14 protein-coding genes and 1 pseudogene are annotated in these 14,659 nt (G+C 74.1%); 5 read left to right on the top strand and 10 right to left on the bottom strand.

All coding sequences use genetic code 11. The features are described 5' to 3' along the window. Positions 1-2: 2 nt before the first annotated feature. Together C1I93_RS20505 and pknB are read right to left on the bottom strand one after the other, a co-directional pair. Positions 3-878, bottom strand: a complete 876-nt coding sequence (locus tag C1I93_RS20505; protein WP_111244922.1) for a deoxyribonuclease IV — start codon at positions 876-878, stop codon at positions 3-5. After that, positions 878-2,875 (bottom strand): Stk1 family PASTA domain-containing Ser/Thr kinase, encoded by a 1,998-nt coding sequence (pknB, locus tag C1I93_RS20500; protein WP_111244921.1) that lies wholly within the window; start codon positions 2,873-2,875, stop codon positions 878-880. The genes C1I93_RS20505 and pknB overlap by 1 nt, the downstream gene beginning before the upstream one ends. Before the next feature lie 166 nt (positions 2,876-3,041). Here pknB and C1I93_RS20495 point away from each other — a divergent pair, with 166 nt between their 5' ends. Then, on the top strand, positions 3,042-3,416 hold the full coding sequence (locus C1I93_RS20495) for an Rv2175c family DNA-binding protein (RefSeq protein WP_111244924.1): 375 nt from the start codon (positions 3,042-3,044) through the stop codon (positions 3,414-3,416). A gap of 20 nt (positions 3,417-3,436) precedes the next feature. Here C1I93_RS20495 and C1I93_RS20490 read toward each other — a convergent pair. Further along, a pseudogene (locus C1I93_RS20490) lies at positions 3,437-4,433 on the bottom strand (polyprenyl synthetase family protein). 672 nt (positions 4,434-5,105) lie between these two features. Between C1I93_RS20490 and metF the strand changes: the two are divergent. After that, entirely contained in the window at positions 5,106-6,023 is a 918-nt protein-coding gene (metF, locus tag C1I93_RS20480) for a methylenetetrahydrofolate reductase [NAD(P)H] (protein WP_111244919.1), read from the top strand. Between the two features lie 73 nt (positions 6,024-6,096). Then, the gene (locus C1I93_RS20475; protein ID WP_111244918.1) at positions 6,097-6,786 is read left to right on the top strand and encodes a CDP-alcohol phosphatidyltransferase family protein; all 690 of its coding nucleotides are present in this window, start codon (positions 6,097-6,099) and stop codon (positions 6,784-6,786) included. Positions 6,787-6,851: 65 nt separating this feature from the next. Here C1I93_RS20475 and C1I93_RS20470 read toward each other — a convergent pair whose 3' ends face one another. From C1I93_RS20470 to C1I93_RS20445, 6 genes are read right to left on the bottom strand one after another with little or no spacing between them, the layout of a single operon-like run. Continuing rightward, complete coding sequence (locus C1I93_RS20470; RefSeq protein WP_111244917.1) at positions 6,852-8,336, bottom strand: phytoene desaturase family protein; 1,485 nt, start codon at positions 8,334-8,336, stop codon at positions 6,852-6,854. An 11-nt stretch (positions 8,337-8,347) separates the two neighbouring features. Beyond that, the gene (locus C1I93_RS20465) at positions 8,348-9,478 is read right to left on the bottom strand and encodes a glycosyltransferase family 2 protein (protein WP_111244916.1); all 1,131 of its coding nucleotides are present in this window, start codon (positions 9,476-9,478) and stop codon (positions 8,348-8,350) included. Further along, positions 9,475-10,320 (bottom strand): carotenoid biosynthesis protein, encoded by an 846-nt coding sequence (locus C1I93_RS20460; protein ID WP_111244915.1) that lies wholly within the window; start codon positions 10,318-10,320, stop codon positions 9,475-9,477. The genes C1I93_RS20465 and C1I93_RS20460 overlap by 4 nt, the downstream gene beginning before the upstream one ends. Then, positions 10,317-10,880 (bottom strand): GNAT family N-acetyltransferase, encoded by a 564-nt coding sequence (locus C1I93_RS20455; protein ID WP_111244914.1) that lies wholly within the window; start codon positions 10,878-10,880, stop codon positions 10,317-10,319. Before C1I93_RS20455 ends, C1I93_RS20460 begins: the two co-directional genes overlap by 4 nt. Continuing rightward, positions 10,877-11,617, bottom strand: a complete 741-nt coding sequence (locus C1I93_RS20450) for a monooxygenase (protein WP_111244913.1) — start codon at positions 11,615-11,617, stop codon at positions 10,877-10,879. The genes C1I93_RS20455 and C1I93_RS20450 overlap by 4 nt, the downstream gene beginning before the upstream one ends. Then, the gene (locus tag C1I93_RS20445; RefSeq protein ID WP_111244923.1) at positions 11,614-12,102 is read right to left on the bottom strand and encodes a YbaK/EbsC family protein; all 489 of its coding nucleotides are present in this window, start codon (positions 12,100-12,102) and stop codon (positions 11,614-11,616) included. The genes C1I93_RS20450 and C1I93_RS20445 overlap by 4 nt, the downstream gene beginning before the upstream one ends. 480 nt (positions 12,103-12,582) lie before the next feature. Here C1I93_RS20445 and C1I93_RS20440 point away from each other — a divergent pair, with 480 nt between their 5' ends. Both C1I93_RS20440 and imuA' read left to right on the top strand, forming a co-directional pair. Continuing rightward, positions 12,583-13,032, top strand: coding sequence for an SAV_6107 family HEPN domain-containing protein (locus C1I93_RS20440; protein WP_111244912.1), 450 nt, complete (start codon positions 12,583-12,585; stop codon positions 13,030-13,032). A gap of 145 nt (positions 13,033-13,177) precedes the next feature. Continuing rightward, positions 13,178-13,900, top strand: a complete 723-nt coding sequence (gene imuA' / locus C1I93_RS20435; RefSeq protein WP_111244911.1) for a DnaE2-dependent mutagenesis accessory factor ImuA' — start codon at positions 13,178-13,180, stop codon at positions 13,898-13,900. 65 nt (positions 13,901-13,965) lie between these two features. Here imuA' and C1I93_RS20430 read toward each other — a convergent pair. Beyond that, on the bottom strand, positions 13,966-14,659 hold a 694-nt coding region (locus tag C1I93_RS20430; RefSeq protein ID WP_111244910.1), incomplete at its 5' end, for a hypothetical protein.

The following is a 14,659-nucleotide window of genomic DNA, read 5'->3' as shown; positions in this document are numbered from 1 at the left end:
TGTTAGGGGGTGGTTAGGCGGCGGAGGGTGGTGATGTCGGTGGCGTGGCCCTCGTGACGCTCGGTGGGGGTCTCCACCAGGACGGGTACGCCGGCGGTGGCGGGATGGCGCATCAGCTCGGCGAAGGCCGGCTCACCGATCATGCCCTTGCCGATGTTCTCGTGCCGGTCGCGGGTGGAGCCGCACAGGTCCTTCGAGTCGTTGGCGTGCACCAGCCGCAGCCGATCCGCGCCGACGGTGGCCACCAGGGTGTCCAGCGTCTCGGTCATGCCGCCCTCGGCAGCCAGGTCGTGCCCGGCCGCCCAGGCATGGCAGGTGTCGAAGCAGACACCGAGCCAGGGGTGGCGATCCACCGCGTCGAGGTACGGCCCCAGCTGCTCCACCCGGCAGGCCAGTGACCGGCCGCCGCCCGCGCTCGGTTCGACGAGCAGCATCGGTCCGCCGGTGGCGGCGGCCGAGTCCAGCAGCGGCAACAGCGACTCGCGTACCTGCCGCATGGCCGTTTCGGCGTGCCCGGCGTCCACCGCGCTGCCGGCGTGGAAGACCACCGCGCGGGCACCGATCTCGGCCCCACGGCGCAGCGCGTGGTCGAGCGTCCGCACCGAATTCTCGACCGTGGCGGCGGTCGGCGAACCCAGGTTGACCAGCAGCGACGCGTGGATGTAGACAGCTACGTCCCGCTCGGCGCAGCCGTCGCGGAACAGCGCGTCCTGAGCCGGGTTGCCCGCCGGTGTGGCCCAGCCGCGGGAGTTGCCGACGTAGACCTGGGCCACCTGGGAGCCGGTGGCGTCGAGGTACGGCAGTGCCGCCTTGGCCAACCCGCCGGAGGTGGGCGTGTGCGAACCGACCGGCCGGTGGCCGGGAGTTGCGTCGGGCATCAGAAGCATCCGATGGTGATCTGGCTGCCCGGTGCCAACTGGGCGTTCTCCGGCGGGTTCTGGAACCGGGCGACCGCGTTCGGGTTGAACTGCACGGTCACCTGGAAGCCCTGGCTCTCCAACGTCTGCTTGGCCTGCTGACATGGCAGGTCGATGACCCGGGGCACGGTCACCAGAGGCGGACCCTCGCTGACCTCCAGCCGGATCTGGGCACCCCGCTCCACTCCGCTGCCATCGGCCGGGCTTTGCCCGAGCACCTCGTCGCGGGGCTTGTCGGACTCCTTGTAGTTCGGTTCCACGAGCACCAGACCGAGTTGCGAGATCTGGGCGCGGGCCTCGTTGAGGTTCTTGCCGACCAGGTTCGGCACGGTGATCGGTGCCCGACCCTTGCTGAGGATGACGGTGATCTCCTGACCCGGCTTGACCTCCTTGCCCGCCTCGGGTTTGGTGGCCACCACCACACCCTCGGGCAGGCCGTCGTCGAAGCGGGCGGTGCCCTTGACGACCTTGAGCTCGGCGCTGACCAGATCCGCCTCGGCCAGCTCGAACTCCTTGCCCACCACGTCCGGCAGGGGGAACTTCTCCGGACCGAGGGAGAGGGTCAGGGTGATGGTGCCGCCCCGCACGATCCGGGCGGACGACGCCGGGTCCTGGGAGAGCACACCGTCGCGCGGCACCTGCTCGTCGTAGCGCGGGTCGGCGTAGCGCAGGGTGAAGCCGCCCTGGGAGGCCGCCTGCTCCGCCTGCGCCTTGCTCATGCTCACCAGCTGTGGCGCGTCGGTGTACCGGCCCACGCCGTACCACCAGCCGCCAAGGGCGGCCACCACACCGAGCACCACCACCACGGCGGCGACACCGAGGCGGTTCTGCGACTCGCCCAGCAGCCGGGTCCGCAGCCCCGCCAGCCGGGAAGCCAGGTCCTGACCACCCTCGCCCCGACCCGGCGCGGCGCGACGTCGGCCCCGGGTGGGTGCTCCATCCTCCGGCAGTCGCGCCCAGGCCGGCCGCTCCGGCGGGCGGACCGCGGCCACCACCATCGTCGGCTCGGACACCACCGGCCCGGCAGCCAGGGACGGCAGCATGGCGGTGTGGCTGTGCGTACCGGCGAGACTCTCCCGGGCGGCCTGCACCTCGGTCAGCAGCGCCCCGGCGTCCGCGGGTCGGCCCACCGGATCCCGCCTGGTGGCGCGGGCCACCAGGTCGTCGAGCACCCGAGGCAGGCCGGGCACCAGCATCGACGGGGCGGGCACATCCCGGTCGACGTGCTGCCAGGCGATGTCGATCGGCCGGTCACCGTCGTACGGCACCCGGCCGGTGAGCATCTCGAACAGGACGATGCCTGACGCGTAGACGTCGGTACGGGCGTCGGCGCGGCCCGCGGTGACCAGTTCGGGGGCGACGTACGCCACCGTGGCCATCAGCTGGTTACCGCTGTCGTGGTCGGTGCTGGCCTCGACGGCCCGGGCCAGTCCGAAGTCGGTGACCTTGACCACGCCGTCGACGAGGTTGGCCGGGCCGCCGCTGGGCGCCTCGGCGACGAGCACGTTCTCCGGCTTGACGTCGCGGTGCACCAGTCCGGCCCGGTGGGCGGCGGCGATCGCGGCGAGCATCTGCTCGGCGATGGCCAGTGCCTCGTCCGGGTTGAGTCGACGTCGCTCGGTCAACACCTCGCGCAGGGTGCGCCCGTGCACGTACTCCATGACCAGGTACGGCGATCCGGCGTGGGTGCCCTGGTCGTAGACCGCCACCACGTTGGGGTGGGTGAGCCGGGCGATCGTCTTGGCCTCGTCGGTGAACCGGTCGACGAAACCCGCTGCCCCGGCGCGGCCCGGCGTGCCCTGCGTCGAGTGAATCATCTTGATCGCCACGGTGCGTTCGAGCCGCTCGTCGGTGGCGGTGTACACCGTGGCCATGCCGCCACGAGCCACGCGACCGCGGATGCGGTAGCGCCCGTCGATCAGCGAGCCCGGCAACGTGTCGGCGACCTGTGTGTCCATCGGCAGGGAGTCTATGTGTCAGGGGTACGAAGGTTGAACACCGATGCTACCGCCGCATCGCCGCCAGCGGGTTCACCCTGCCCGTGACGCGCCCGGTGTGCCCTGCTCAACGTGGTCACCGGGAGGCTGTTGGCCCCGGGCAGGGGTGGCGTGGCAGGGTGGTGTGGTGACCGACTCCGCACCTGCCGGGAACGCCGCGCCCGAGGCCGGCCCCGCCGACTGGTTGACCCTGCCGGATGTCGCTGAGCGGCTCGAGCTGCCGATCAGCAAGGTCCACCAGATGATTCGGGACCGGGAGCTGATCGCGGTACGCCGCGACGGTGTCCGCCGGATCCCGGCCGACCTGGTGGCCAACCACACCGTGCTCAAGCACCTGCCCGGCGTGTTGACCCTGCTCGCCGACGCCGGCTACGACGACGAGGCGGCGCTGCGCTGGCTCTACGAGCCCGATGACAGCCTGCCCGGTCGTACCCCCGCCACCGCCCTCGCCGGCGACCAGGCCCGCGAGATCAAGCGCCGCGCCCAGGCCCTCGGTTTCTGACCCCCCACCGCCCCGGCGGGTCAGTCGGCGCGGCGGGTGGCGGCGATGGCCAGGTCGAACAGGGCCTGGCGGGCTTCGGTCTCCAGGTCGACAGTGACCAGTGCGGCGAGTGCGGCGTCGGTGAGCGTGACGATCCGCTGCTCCGTGCGGGCCAGCGCGCCGGTGGTGGAGATCAGTTCCCGGAGCCGATCCACCCCGGCCGGGTCCAGGTCCGCGTCGCCCAGACCGGCGCGCAGCAGCGCCCGGCCGGCCTCGTCGGTCGCCTCCATCGCCGCCGCCACCAGGTAGGTCCGCTTACCCTCGCGCAGGTCGTCGCCGGCCGGCTTGCCCGTCTGCGCCGGGTCGCCGAACACCCCCAGCACGTCGTCGCGCAACTGGAACGCCTCACCGAGCGGCAAGCCGTACGCCGAGTAGGCGAGGCGCACCTCGGCGGAGGCGTCGGCCAGCGCCGCGCCGATCAGCAACGGACGCTCCACCGTGTATTTCGCCGACTTGTAGCGGGCGACCTTCCCCGCCCGCTCCACCGAGGTGTCCCCGGTCGCCTGGGCCAGCACATCGAGGTACTGCCCGACGGTGACCTCGGTGCGCATCTCGTCGAAGTCGGGCCGCGCGCGGGCCACCGCCCGGGGGTCGAGCCCGGCCGAGTGCAGCAACTCGTCGGACCAGACCAGGCAGAGGTCGCCCAGCAGGATCGCCGCGGCGGGTGTCCGAACGGTCCATCAGGTCGTCGTGGATCAGCGCGCTGGCCTGGACGAACTCCAGCGAGGCGAGGGCGCTCACCACCGCGTCGGTGTCCACTCCACCGGCGCCCCGGTAACCCCAGTAGGCGAAGGCGGGTCGCAACCGTTTTCCTCCGCCCAGCACGAACGCCTCGATGGCCTCGGCAACCGGCACCAGGGCATCGTCGAGCTCGGTCATCCAGGCCCGGCGGTGGGCGAGGAAGTCAGTCAGGGCCTGGTCGACCCGTCGGCGCAGGCTGGCGCGGTCGACCGGGGATACCGGAGCAGCGTAGGTCACGTCTCGACGCTAGTGGTTCCGGTTCCGGCGCGTCGAGAAGCCTGCGTTGCGGGGTGCGCAGCCGGTGGCGTTCCGGCGGGTCGGGACGCCCTCGTTCCGGCCGGTCGTGGTGCGGCTGCGCACGGCCCGCGGCGTCGGGTGGCGGCCGGCGGCCGGGTCGGGGTGCCGCGGCGCCCGGCCCGGCGGTCGCGGCCGGCGGCGGGAGGCGGCAGGTCGGCCGGTAACCCGAGGACCCTCGCCAACCAGCAGCGCCAGAAGCGGCCGGGCAGCCGCCGCTGCCGCTCCCACCGTGAGATCTCGTGCCGACTCAAGGTGGGTACGCCGGCGACGGCGCAGAGCTCGGCGGCGAGCCGGGACTGGCTCCAGCCCCGGGCGAGTCGGAACCGGGTCAGCACCTCCCCGAACGACGACGGCTCCGGCGACGACGGGCCGAGTGGTGGACCGGGCGGGGACGGCGGCATCGCTCCTCCAAGGGGTCGGTGTGGCGGTGACCGGCTGCCGAGACGCAGCCGTGCGCCACCTGTCGAGGTGCTGACCCCCGCGCGTGCCCCCGGTGTGGCCTCCGCCACCCCCCGCGCTGCACCGAAGGCTAATCCCGGCGTACGACACTTCCCGACGTCGCCGCCGTGGGAAGCTGGTGAGACGAGTGGTGTCACCCGATAGAGTCGTGGCGTGGCGCTCGGTCTTCCCTCGATCCTTCCGAACCAGCACCCGGCCATCGGGGAGCTGGTTCGCACCTCTCCGCAGACCTTCTCCTTCGAGTTCATGCCGCCCAAGACCGAGCAGGGGGAACGGCAACTCTGGCAGGCCATCCGCGAGTTGGAGCCGCTGCGCCCGTCCTTCGTCTCGATCACGTACGGGGCCGGCGGATCGACCCGGGACACCACCGTGGCGGTCACCGAACGGGTCGCCACCGAGACCACCCTGGTGCCGATGGCGCACCTGACCGCGGTCAACCACTCCGTGGCCGAGCTGCGGCACGTGATCGGGCGGCTGGCCGGAGCCGGGGTGCGCAACGTGCTCGCGGTCCGCGGTGACCCGCCCGGCGACCCCACCGGCGAGTGGGTGCCGCACCCCGAGGGCGTGCACTACGCGGAGGATCTCGTCCGGCTGGTCCGCCAGTCCGGCGACTTCAGTGTCGGCGTGGCCGCCTTCCCGTACCGCCACCCGCGCTCGCCGGACGTCGCCACCGACACCGAGTATTTCGTCCGCAAGTGCCGGGCCGGTGCGGAGTTCGCGATCACGCAGATGTTCTTCGACGCCGACGAGTACCTCCGCCTGCGGGACCGGGTCGCCGCGACCGGTTGCGACACGCCGATCCTGGCCGGAGTGATGCCGGTGACCCGGATCGGCACGATCGAACGCGCGGTGCAGCTTTCCGGCGCGCCCTTCCCCCCGGCACTGGCGGCCCGGTTCGAGCGGGTGGCCGACGATCCCGAGGCAATCCGCCAACTCGGCATCGAGCAGACCAGCGAGATGTGTCAGCGGCTGCTCGACGAGGGCGTCCCCGGGATCCACTTCATCACCTTCAACCGGTCCACGGCGACCCGGCAGATCTGGCAGAACCTCCGGGTGAGCGCCGCGACGTGACTCCCCGGGCGCGACATCGCGACACGGTCGTCCCCGGATCGCGACACCTCGGCCCCACCGCGCCGGTTGAACTGTGGTGGGCAGACAGCTGAACTGGAACGAGTACGCCACGGCGTGGGCGCGGCTGCACGGTGGGTTCGATCCCCGCGCCGCCACTCCTGTGGTACGAGGCTGGCTGCGTTTCTCCTACCACCTGGGTTTCCTGTTGGGCCGGCTGCGGGTCGGCCCCACCGCGGTGACGGTGGTGGGGGTACTCCTCTGTCTCTGCGTACCGCTGCTCGCGGGCCGGCCGGGCGACGGGCCGTTCCTGGCCGCGGCGTTCGTGCTGCTCGCCTCGGTGGCCGACAGTGTCGACGGGGCGGTGGCGGTGGTCACCGGCCGGACGACCCGCCTCGGGTACGTCTACGACTCGCTTGCCGACCGGCTCGGTGAGGCGGCCTGGCTGGTGGCGTTCTGGCTGGTCGGCGCGCCTGGCGCACTGGTCGCCGCGGCCGGCGCGCTGTCCTGGCTGCACGAGTACGTCCGGGCCCGCGCGGTCGCCGCCGGGATGCGGGAAATCGGCGCGGTCACCGTCGGGGAGCGGCCCACCCGGGTCTGCGTGGCGGTGGCCGGGCTGCTGCTGGCCGGACTGACCGGGCTGGTCCAGCTGGACCTGGCCGCCGGCACGATCACCATGGCCACCGCGGTCTGGGTGTTGCTGGCCGCCTTCGGGCTCGGGCAACTGCTCTCCGCGGTACGCCGGGCGCTCATCGACGCCGCTTGAGTGCCCTCCGCTGGTGTTAACAGGGGGCCCCTCCTCTACCCCAGGCGTTAACAGGGGCCCCCTGCTTACACCCAGCCGATGGCGTCGGCGACGAGGTGGGCGGAGAGGGTGACCATCGGCAGGCCGCCGCCCGGATGGCTGGAGCCGCCGACCAGCCAGAGGCCGTGCGCCGGGCCCCGGTTGGCGGGGCGGAGCAGGCCACCGGCGGTGCCGTAGATGGTGCCGCCGGGCGCGCCGGTGGCGGTGGCCAGGTCGGCCGGGGTACGGATGTCGCGGAAGAGCAGCCGGTCGCGTACGTCCACGCCGCGTTCGGCGAGCACGTCGAGGATCCGATCGGCGTACGCCTGCGCCAGCCCCGGCCGCCGCCAGTCGACCGCCCCGGCGGCGGTGCCCTGGCGGGCCGCGTTGACCAGCACGAACCACGCCTCGTGGCCGTTCGGGCGGGCGGTCGGGTCGTCGGCGACGGTGACGAAGACCGTCGGGTCGGTGGCCGGCCGGGCCCGCACCCCGCGACCCGGGTCGCCGAAGACCGCGTCGAACTCGGCGTCGTAGTCGCGCGGGAAGAAGACGTTGTGGTGGGCCAGCCCGCTCTCCCCGCGTACGCCGAGCAGCAGCACGAAGCCGGCCAGGCTGCGGTCGGCGAGGCCGGCCAGCCGGCGTGGGTCGGGCAGCAGGTCCCGGTAGAGGGTGAGCGCGTCCACGTTCGCCACCACCACGTCGGCGGGGATCGGGGCGTGCTGGTCGGCGACGCGTACGCCGTGCACCCGGCCGCCCACCGCGTCGATCCGGGTGACCGTGGCGCCGGTACGCACCACCACCCCCAGGTCCAGGCAGCGCGACAGCAGCGCGTCGGCGAGCGTGCCCAACCCGCCGCGCAGGTACCAGCCGCCGAAGGCCAGCTCGGCGTAGGGGACCGCGACCAGCGCGGCCGGCGCCCGGCGCGGGTCGGCGCCGGTGTAGGTGGCGTACCGGTCCAGCAGCATCCGCAGCCGTGGGTCGGCGAGCTGGGCCCGGCCCAACCCGCGCAGGCTCTGCCCGGGCCGGATCGCGGCCAGGTCACCGAGGCGCCAGGCCAGCCGGGCCAGGTCGCGGGGCGAGTCGACCCGACGGCGCAGGATGTCGTGTTCGCTGGCCCGCCACACCCGGGCGGCGCGCCGCCACAGCCGCTGCCAGTCGGCGGCGGCGCGGTCGCCGAAGGCCGTGCCGATGCGGGCGGCGAACTCCTCCGGATCGGCGCAGGAGTCGAGCACCGGGCCGCCGCCCGGGAAGACGTGCCGCACGATCGGGTCCAGCGGCACCAGGTCGAGGTACTCGTCGAGCTTGGCCCCGGTCGCCTCGAACAGGTCGTGGAAGACCTGGGGCAGGGTGAGCAGGCTGGGGCCGGTGTCGAAGTGGAACGACCCCTCGGCGGTGTCGCGGGTGTGCCGGCCGAGCTTGCCGCCGACGGTCTCGGCCCGTTCCAGCACGGTCACCTGATGTCCGGTCACGGCCAGCCGGGCGGCGGCGGCCAACCCGCCCACCCCGGCACCGATGACCACGATCCGCGCCATGCCGCGCCCCCCTAGTCGACCGGACGGCCGCGCCAGGACAGGCGCCGCCGCTTGCGCAGATGGTACGACCGTAGGGTCAGCCAACCGAGGACCGCGACCGACACGGGGTGGCCCAGCGCGTCGGGCCAGGCCCGCCCGCCGGTGGCTCGGGCGCTGATCACCCGCCCGGCCACCCCGGTGAGGTACGCCAGCCCGGCGATCCCGGCCAGCGCCGGCGCACCGGCCAGCAGCGCGGCCACGGCCACCAGCGGGGGTGCGGTGTAGAGCACGAGCAGCAGGGCCACCACCAGCGCGGCGTTGCCCGGGTGCCCGAACGAGGCCCAGAGCGACTTGGTGTAGCCGTCGCGCAGCTGCGGCCAGTTCTCGTACATCCGGCAGGTGGCCAGCCGGGAGCCGTCGGCGAGGGCGATCCGGCCGCCGGCGCGTTTCACCGCCCGGGCCAGCTCGATGTCCTCCAGCACCCGGTCGGCGACCGCCGCGTGTCCGCCGGCCCGCAGGTAGCCGGCCCGGTCCACGACCAGGAACTGCCCGCCGGCCGCGGCCAGCGACGGCCGGGACGAGCGTTCCATCGCCCGCAGCGGCAGGAAGGTCAGCCACAGCCACTGCAACAGCGGCTGGACCAGCCGGTCGGCCGCGGTCCGCACCACGATCCGGGGGTACGGCGACAGCAGGGTCGCCCCGGCGGCACGCAGCTCGGTGACCGCCGCCGCCACCGCGTACGGGGCGAGCACCACGTCGGCGTCGACGAACACCAGCGCGTCGGCCGACGCCCCGACCCGGGTGGCCAGCTGCCAGCAGGCGTGCGGCTTGCCCAGCCAACCCGGCGGTGGGGCGACGCCGGTGAGCAGGGTGACCCGGGGGTCGCCGGCGGCCACCGCGCGGACCACGTCGGCGGTGCCGTCGGTCGACCCGTCGTCGAGCACCACGATGCGCAGTCCGGGCACGCCCCGCTGGGCGAGCAGCGCCCGCAGGCACGGGGTGACCCGGGCGGCCTCGTCCCGCAGCGGCAGCAGCACCGTCACCGGTTCGGTGCGGGTCACCGGCTGGTCGGTCGGTCGGCGCAGCCACCGGCCGGCGTTGACCACTGTGTGCCCGGTCAGCACGACGAGGAGGCCGAGCGCGGTGAGCGAAAACCCGATCATGTGGCGGCGTCGGCCGGCGGCCGGTCCGCCTCGGTGCTGCGCTCCGGGGGCCGAGCCGGCCCGGTGTCGCGGTCGCGGTGCCGGCGTTCCCGCAGCAGCGTGACCGCCAGCGGCACGGCGACCAGCGCCATGCCGGCCGCGCCCCACACCGCCGAGGCGGGCAGGTCGAGGAAGACCGCGTGGGCCAGCACGCTGCCGCCGTACGTCCACAGGTAGAGCGCGTACAGCGGGTGGTCGCGGGCGTCGGTGTCGGCCACGGCGGGCCCGGCGAGCGGACGCAGCGCGGTCATCACCAGCACCGCGAACAGCAGCCAGCCCAGGTAGTTGCTGACCGGGATGCCGGGCAGGCCGGGCAGTGCCGGTTCGGCGTCCCGCCACACCCAGTGGCCCTCGGCCACCATCTGCGGGTCGAGGAAGAGATCCCAGGTGGCCAGCCCGAGGGTGGCCAGCGCGATCCGTCCCGGCCACCGCTTGACCAGTCGGGTCGCCACCAGCCACGCCGGCCAGGCCATCCAGGTCCAGGCCAGCGGGATGATCAGCGGCACCCCGGCCAGCTTCGGGCCGAGTTGCCCGGAGTAGTCGTAGCTGCCGAACGGGAAGCCGGTGGCCACCCCGAGCGCCTCGATGGCTAACCCGCCGCCGGTGGCCAGCGCGACAAGCGCCAACGCCGTACGCGTACCCCGGCTCAGCAGCGCGTGGCCGACGGAGAGCAGGTAGCCGAGCACGACGGTGGCCACGGTCAACCGGGCCCGGGTCGTCCCGGCGGTCAGCGGATAGCCGATCTGGGCCAGCACCAGCAGGGCCAGCAGCGTCCAGGCGTAGCCGCGAGCCAGCCTGGTCATGACCGGTCGACGTGCTCGGGGGCGGGCAGGGGCAGGTCCCGGCCGAGCACCCCGAACGGGCGCTCGTCACCGGGGAAGCGGAAGTCCCGCAGGACGTCGACGAAGCCGAACCGGCGGTAGAGCCGCCAGGCGCGGGAGGTGGCCTCGTCGGCCTCGGGGGTGGAGAGCAGCACGGTCCTGCCCTCGGCCATGGTGAGCAGGGCGCGTAGTTGCCCGGCACCCAGGCCGTGCCCCTGTGCCGGGGGTCGTACGTGCAGCTCGACCACTTCGAAACAGTCGGTCAGCCAGCGTTGCCGGGCGGCCGGGTCGAGCGCCCGGGCAACCTGGTCGTGCCACCACTGGCCGGGCCCGCCGAGGTAGCCGTAGCCGAAGCCGGCCAGGTGACCCTCGCTGGTCAGGCTGGCGACGGCGCGAAAACCGGGCCGGCGGACATGGGTGGCGATGTAGCCGCGACGCGCCTCGAGCAGGTCGAGCCGGTAGCCCATGGCCTCGCCGTAGACGGCCACCACGTCGTTCAGCCGCCGCAGCAGGTCGTCCGGCGTCCACCGCACCAGTCTCATGCCCGCTCACCCTTCGCCGGGTCGCCGTCGGCGGCCCATCCCAGTACCGACCGGTCACCGATCACGTCACGCACCTCGAAGCGGGCGAAGAGTTCCTCCGCGTACCACCGCTCGGTGTCCGTCCGGGTGATCGCGGCCCGGTGCTCCGGGTGACGGTACGCGAACGCCACCAGGTCCGCCGGGTCACGCCACACGCTCACCGTGCCCTGCCAGCCCAGCGGCGCCTCGCCGACGCCGAAGCGGGCCAGCAGTCCGGGCGCGGTGCGCAGGGCGGCGGCGACCGGCGGGACCGCCCGCCAGAAGGTGAGTGCCCGGGTCGGCCGCAGCCGGGCCCGGGTCAGCGCCAGCACCGGACCGGTGACCCGCCCTCCGGTGGGCTCGCCGAACGGTCGCCGGCCGGACCACTCACCCCGGCTGGTCAGTGGCCGCAGGTCGAGCCGTACCCCGGCGGTGGCGATGCCGGACCAGGCCCGGTCCACGGGCGAGCCGGCGAACCGGGTCGCCGCGGCCGGGGACTCCCACACCGTCAGCGCCGCCCAACGGGTCGGGTCGGCGTCGTTCGGCCCGAAACCGGTGCCGGTCCCGGTGCCGAGCAGCTTGCCGAACCGTACGCCGGGCAGGGCGCGCAGCCGGCGCGGGTCGCGGGCCATCCGGAGCAGCACCCGGGGCAGCGCGCTGCGGGGCACCCGCCACACGTGCAGGGTGACCAGCTCCGGGACGTTCTCCAGCTCGTTCACGCCACGTCGGTCGGGGTGCCGCCGGTGACCCGCAGCAACTCGGCGTACGTGCTGGGGAAGACCGCCTGCGGCACGCCGCCGGCGGCCCAGATCTCGTCGTACTTGTCCAGGGCGGTGTCCACGAGCGTGCGCAGGGGGTGCGGGTGACCCACCGGGGCGACCCCGCCGATCACCTGCCCGGTGTGTTCCTTGACGAACTGCGGGGTGGCGCGGCGCAGCCGGGTGACCCCGATCCGGGCGGCCAGGCCGGCGGTGTCCACCCGGTGCGCGCCGGAGGTGAGCACCAGCAACGGCGTCCCGTCGGCGTCGAAGATGAGCGAGTTGGCGATGGCGCCGACGTCGACGCCGAGCGCCTCGGCGGCGGCCGCGGCGGTGTGCACCGCGTCGGGCAGCAGGCGGACCGTGGCGGGGCCGCCGGCACCGTCCCGGGCGTCCACGTCGGCGAGCGCGTCCTGCACCGCTCGTACGTTGGGGTGTGACTGCATGGCGTCATTCTTCCCGGTACGCGGGTGATCGGCGCAGCCGGCCACGGGTGTCGTGAGCGGGCCGGACACCGCAGTGGTGTCGGCGCGCCACACGTTGCGTTTTCGCCGGCGGCAGGGTGTACTGTCAGCAGCAGTTAGAACGAGTGTTCGATTGCCTCGAACGTTCGTTCCAACCTCCTCGGGGGCGGTGTTTCGCGGCACCGGCTCCCGACAGGTGCGGTACCGCGGACCGCACCGGGCGCCGGGCAGTCGCGAGTCCGGGACCCGTCAGGCAGGACCGTCGCCCGCCGCCCACGACCCCCGGGCGGCGGGCGACGGACCCGCCGGTACGCCGGCCGGGTGTGGTGTGGGGAAGCTCCGCACCCGGCCGGCCACCCACCTGGTGCGTCTTCCTCCGCACCGCCCGTCACGGGTGCCTCGCGCGCCGGAGCAGTCCTGCACCGCGCGATCCACCCGCACCGGCCCACCTGGAGGAGACCCATGCCGACCAGTCCGGCCCCCGCACCGACGGTGCCCGCGCACGTGCTGCCGCACCGCACTCCCGCCCAACTGCTCACGGTGGCTCGGCACGGTCTCGCCGAGGCCGCCCGGACCGGCCCCGACGGCCTGCGGTACGCCGCCGCCCACCTCGCGGCGCTGCGCGCCGCCGCCGCGGTGCTCGCGGCCCGCGCCCGCCCCGCGCCGACCCGACGTAACCGCGTCACAAGCGTCTGGGTCCTGCTCGCCACCGTCGCCCCCGAGCTGGACGAGTGGGCCACCTACTTCGCCCTCGGTGCCGGCAAGCGCGCCGCCGCCGAGGCCGGCATCCCCCGGGTGGTCACCGCCCGGGAGGCCGACGACCTGCTCCGCGCCGCCGAGGAGTTCGTGGCGGTGGTGGAGACGGCACTCGGCCTGACACATCAGCCGGCCATCGACGGTCTCGTCGCCTGAGCCGCGGCGTCCGGTGTCACGGCGGGACCCGGGGGCCGGACGCCGCCCGGCACGACATCTCTTTCCGCACCACATTTCCTGCGGCACCACGAAGATCACCATCCACCGGCCGGGGCCGGTGGCGACACGACAGGGGGTAGGTCCGATGGCGGGCCGCATGGTGGTCGGTTCCGCCGCGTTGGCCGGGTTGGTCCGCCCGGCCAGCGCACCCGATCCGGCGGGCGGGCATCGGGTGCTGCCGGTCCGTTCCGAGCTGACCGGGCTGCTGCCCGGCCGTGGGCTGCGGCGGGGCAGCACCATCGCGGTAGGTGCCGGGCAGCTCCGGTCCAGTGGCACCACGTCACTGCTGTTCGCCCTGCTCGCCGAGGCGTCCCAGGCCGGTTCCTGGTGTGCCGTGGTGGGGCTGCCCACCTTCGGGGCCGGTGCGGCGGCCGAGGCCGGCATCGCCCTGGACCGGCTCGCGTTGGTGCCGCAGCCCGGACCCGACTGGCCCACCGTCGTCGCCGCGCTCATCGACGGGGTCGACGTGGTGGTCGCCGCCGTGCCGGCCACTGTCTCCGCCTCGGTCGCCAGTCGGCTGGCCGCCCGCGCCCGGCAGCGCGGCTGCGTGCTCGTGCCGTACGGCCGGTGGGACGGGGCGGACGTGATGCTCCAGGTGGTCCGCGGGGTGTGGGACGGGCTCGGGCCGGGCCGGGGCCGGTTGCGCCGCCGCGAGGTGACCATCTCGGCCCGGGGCCGGGGTGCCGCCGCCCGGCCCAAGGAGGTCAAGGTCTGGCTGCCTGATGCCGAACTGACCCGGATCATCCCCCGGTCGACCGGGGCCGGCCGGCCGGGGGCCGCAGGGCTACGGGTGGTGGTGTCGGCATGAGCGGGCGTCAGCGGGCGGATCGTCAGCTCGGTGCGCGCCAGGGTGCTCCGCTCCGAGGCGGTCGATCAGTGGCCGAGGTCGGTTCGCTGGGCTGGGCCGGCCGAAACTGCGGTTCGCCAGAGCGCTGTGGCGAGCCAGAGCAGCCCGGCGCCGAGCAGTACCCCGTGGGAGATCCGGACCACCGCCGGGGTGAAGAACTGGGGCAGGAAGAGCAGGAACCCGAGGGCGAACGGCACCCCGCTGAGTCGGGGCAGCAGATTGCCGCGCCAGATCGCCACCGCGGCGAGCGCGGCACCGGCGCCGAGCATCAGCAGGCCGATTCCGAAGGTGGAGACCGCGATCGGGTCGTACCGCACCTGGTCGGCCAGGGCGAGCAGATCGAGCTGTGGGTTGGCGGCGGCCTGGCGGGCGATCGCGTGCAGGCCGAACGCCTCGGCGCCGTAGTACGGCAGCACCAGACCGGCGCCGATCGTGCTGGTGACGAAGGCGGTCATGGTGGTGCGGTCCGACCCGGTGCCGGCGATGGCCTGGGCGAGGGCCAGCAGGCCGAGCGGCACCAGGATGAAACCGATCATGGCGAAGGTGTGCGAGGGCACCCAGGTGCTGGCGGACAGCGAGGCGAGGGCTCCGGTCGCGGTGGACTCGTCGTGCCAGGGGCGCAGGGCGGGATAGAGGACGAACATGACAGCCGCAGCGGCGAGGGCGACGGCGCCAGCTCGGATCCGGTTCATTGCGGACTCCTTGGCGATCGGGTGGGTC

It is taken from the genome of Micromonospora endophytica, from assembly GCF_003236305.1.
Classification (GTDB): Bacteria; Actinomycetota; Actinomycetes; order Mycobacteriales; family Micromonosporaceae; genus Micromonospora; species Micromonospora endophytica.
Note: the sequence above shows the minus strand (reverse complement) of the source record. Positions and strands in the feature narration are given on the sequence as shown.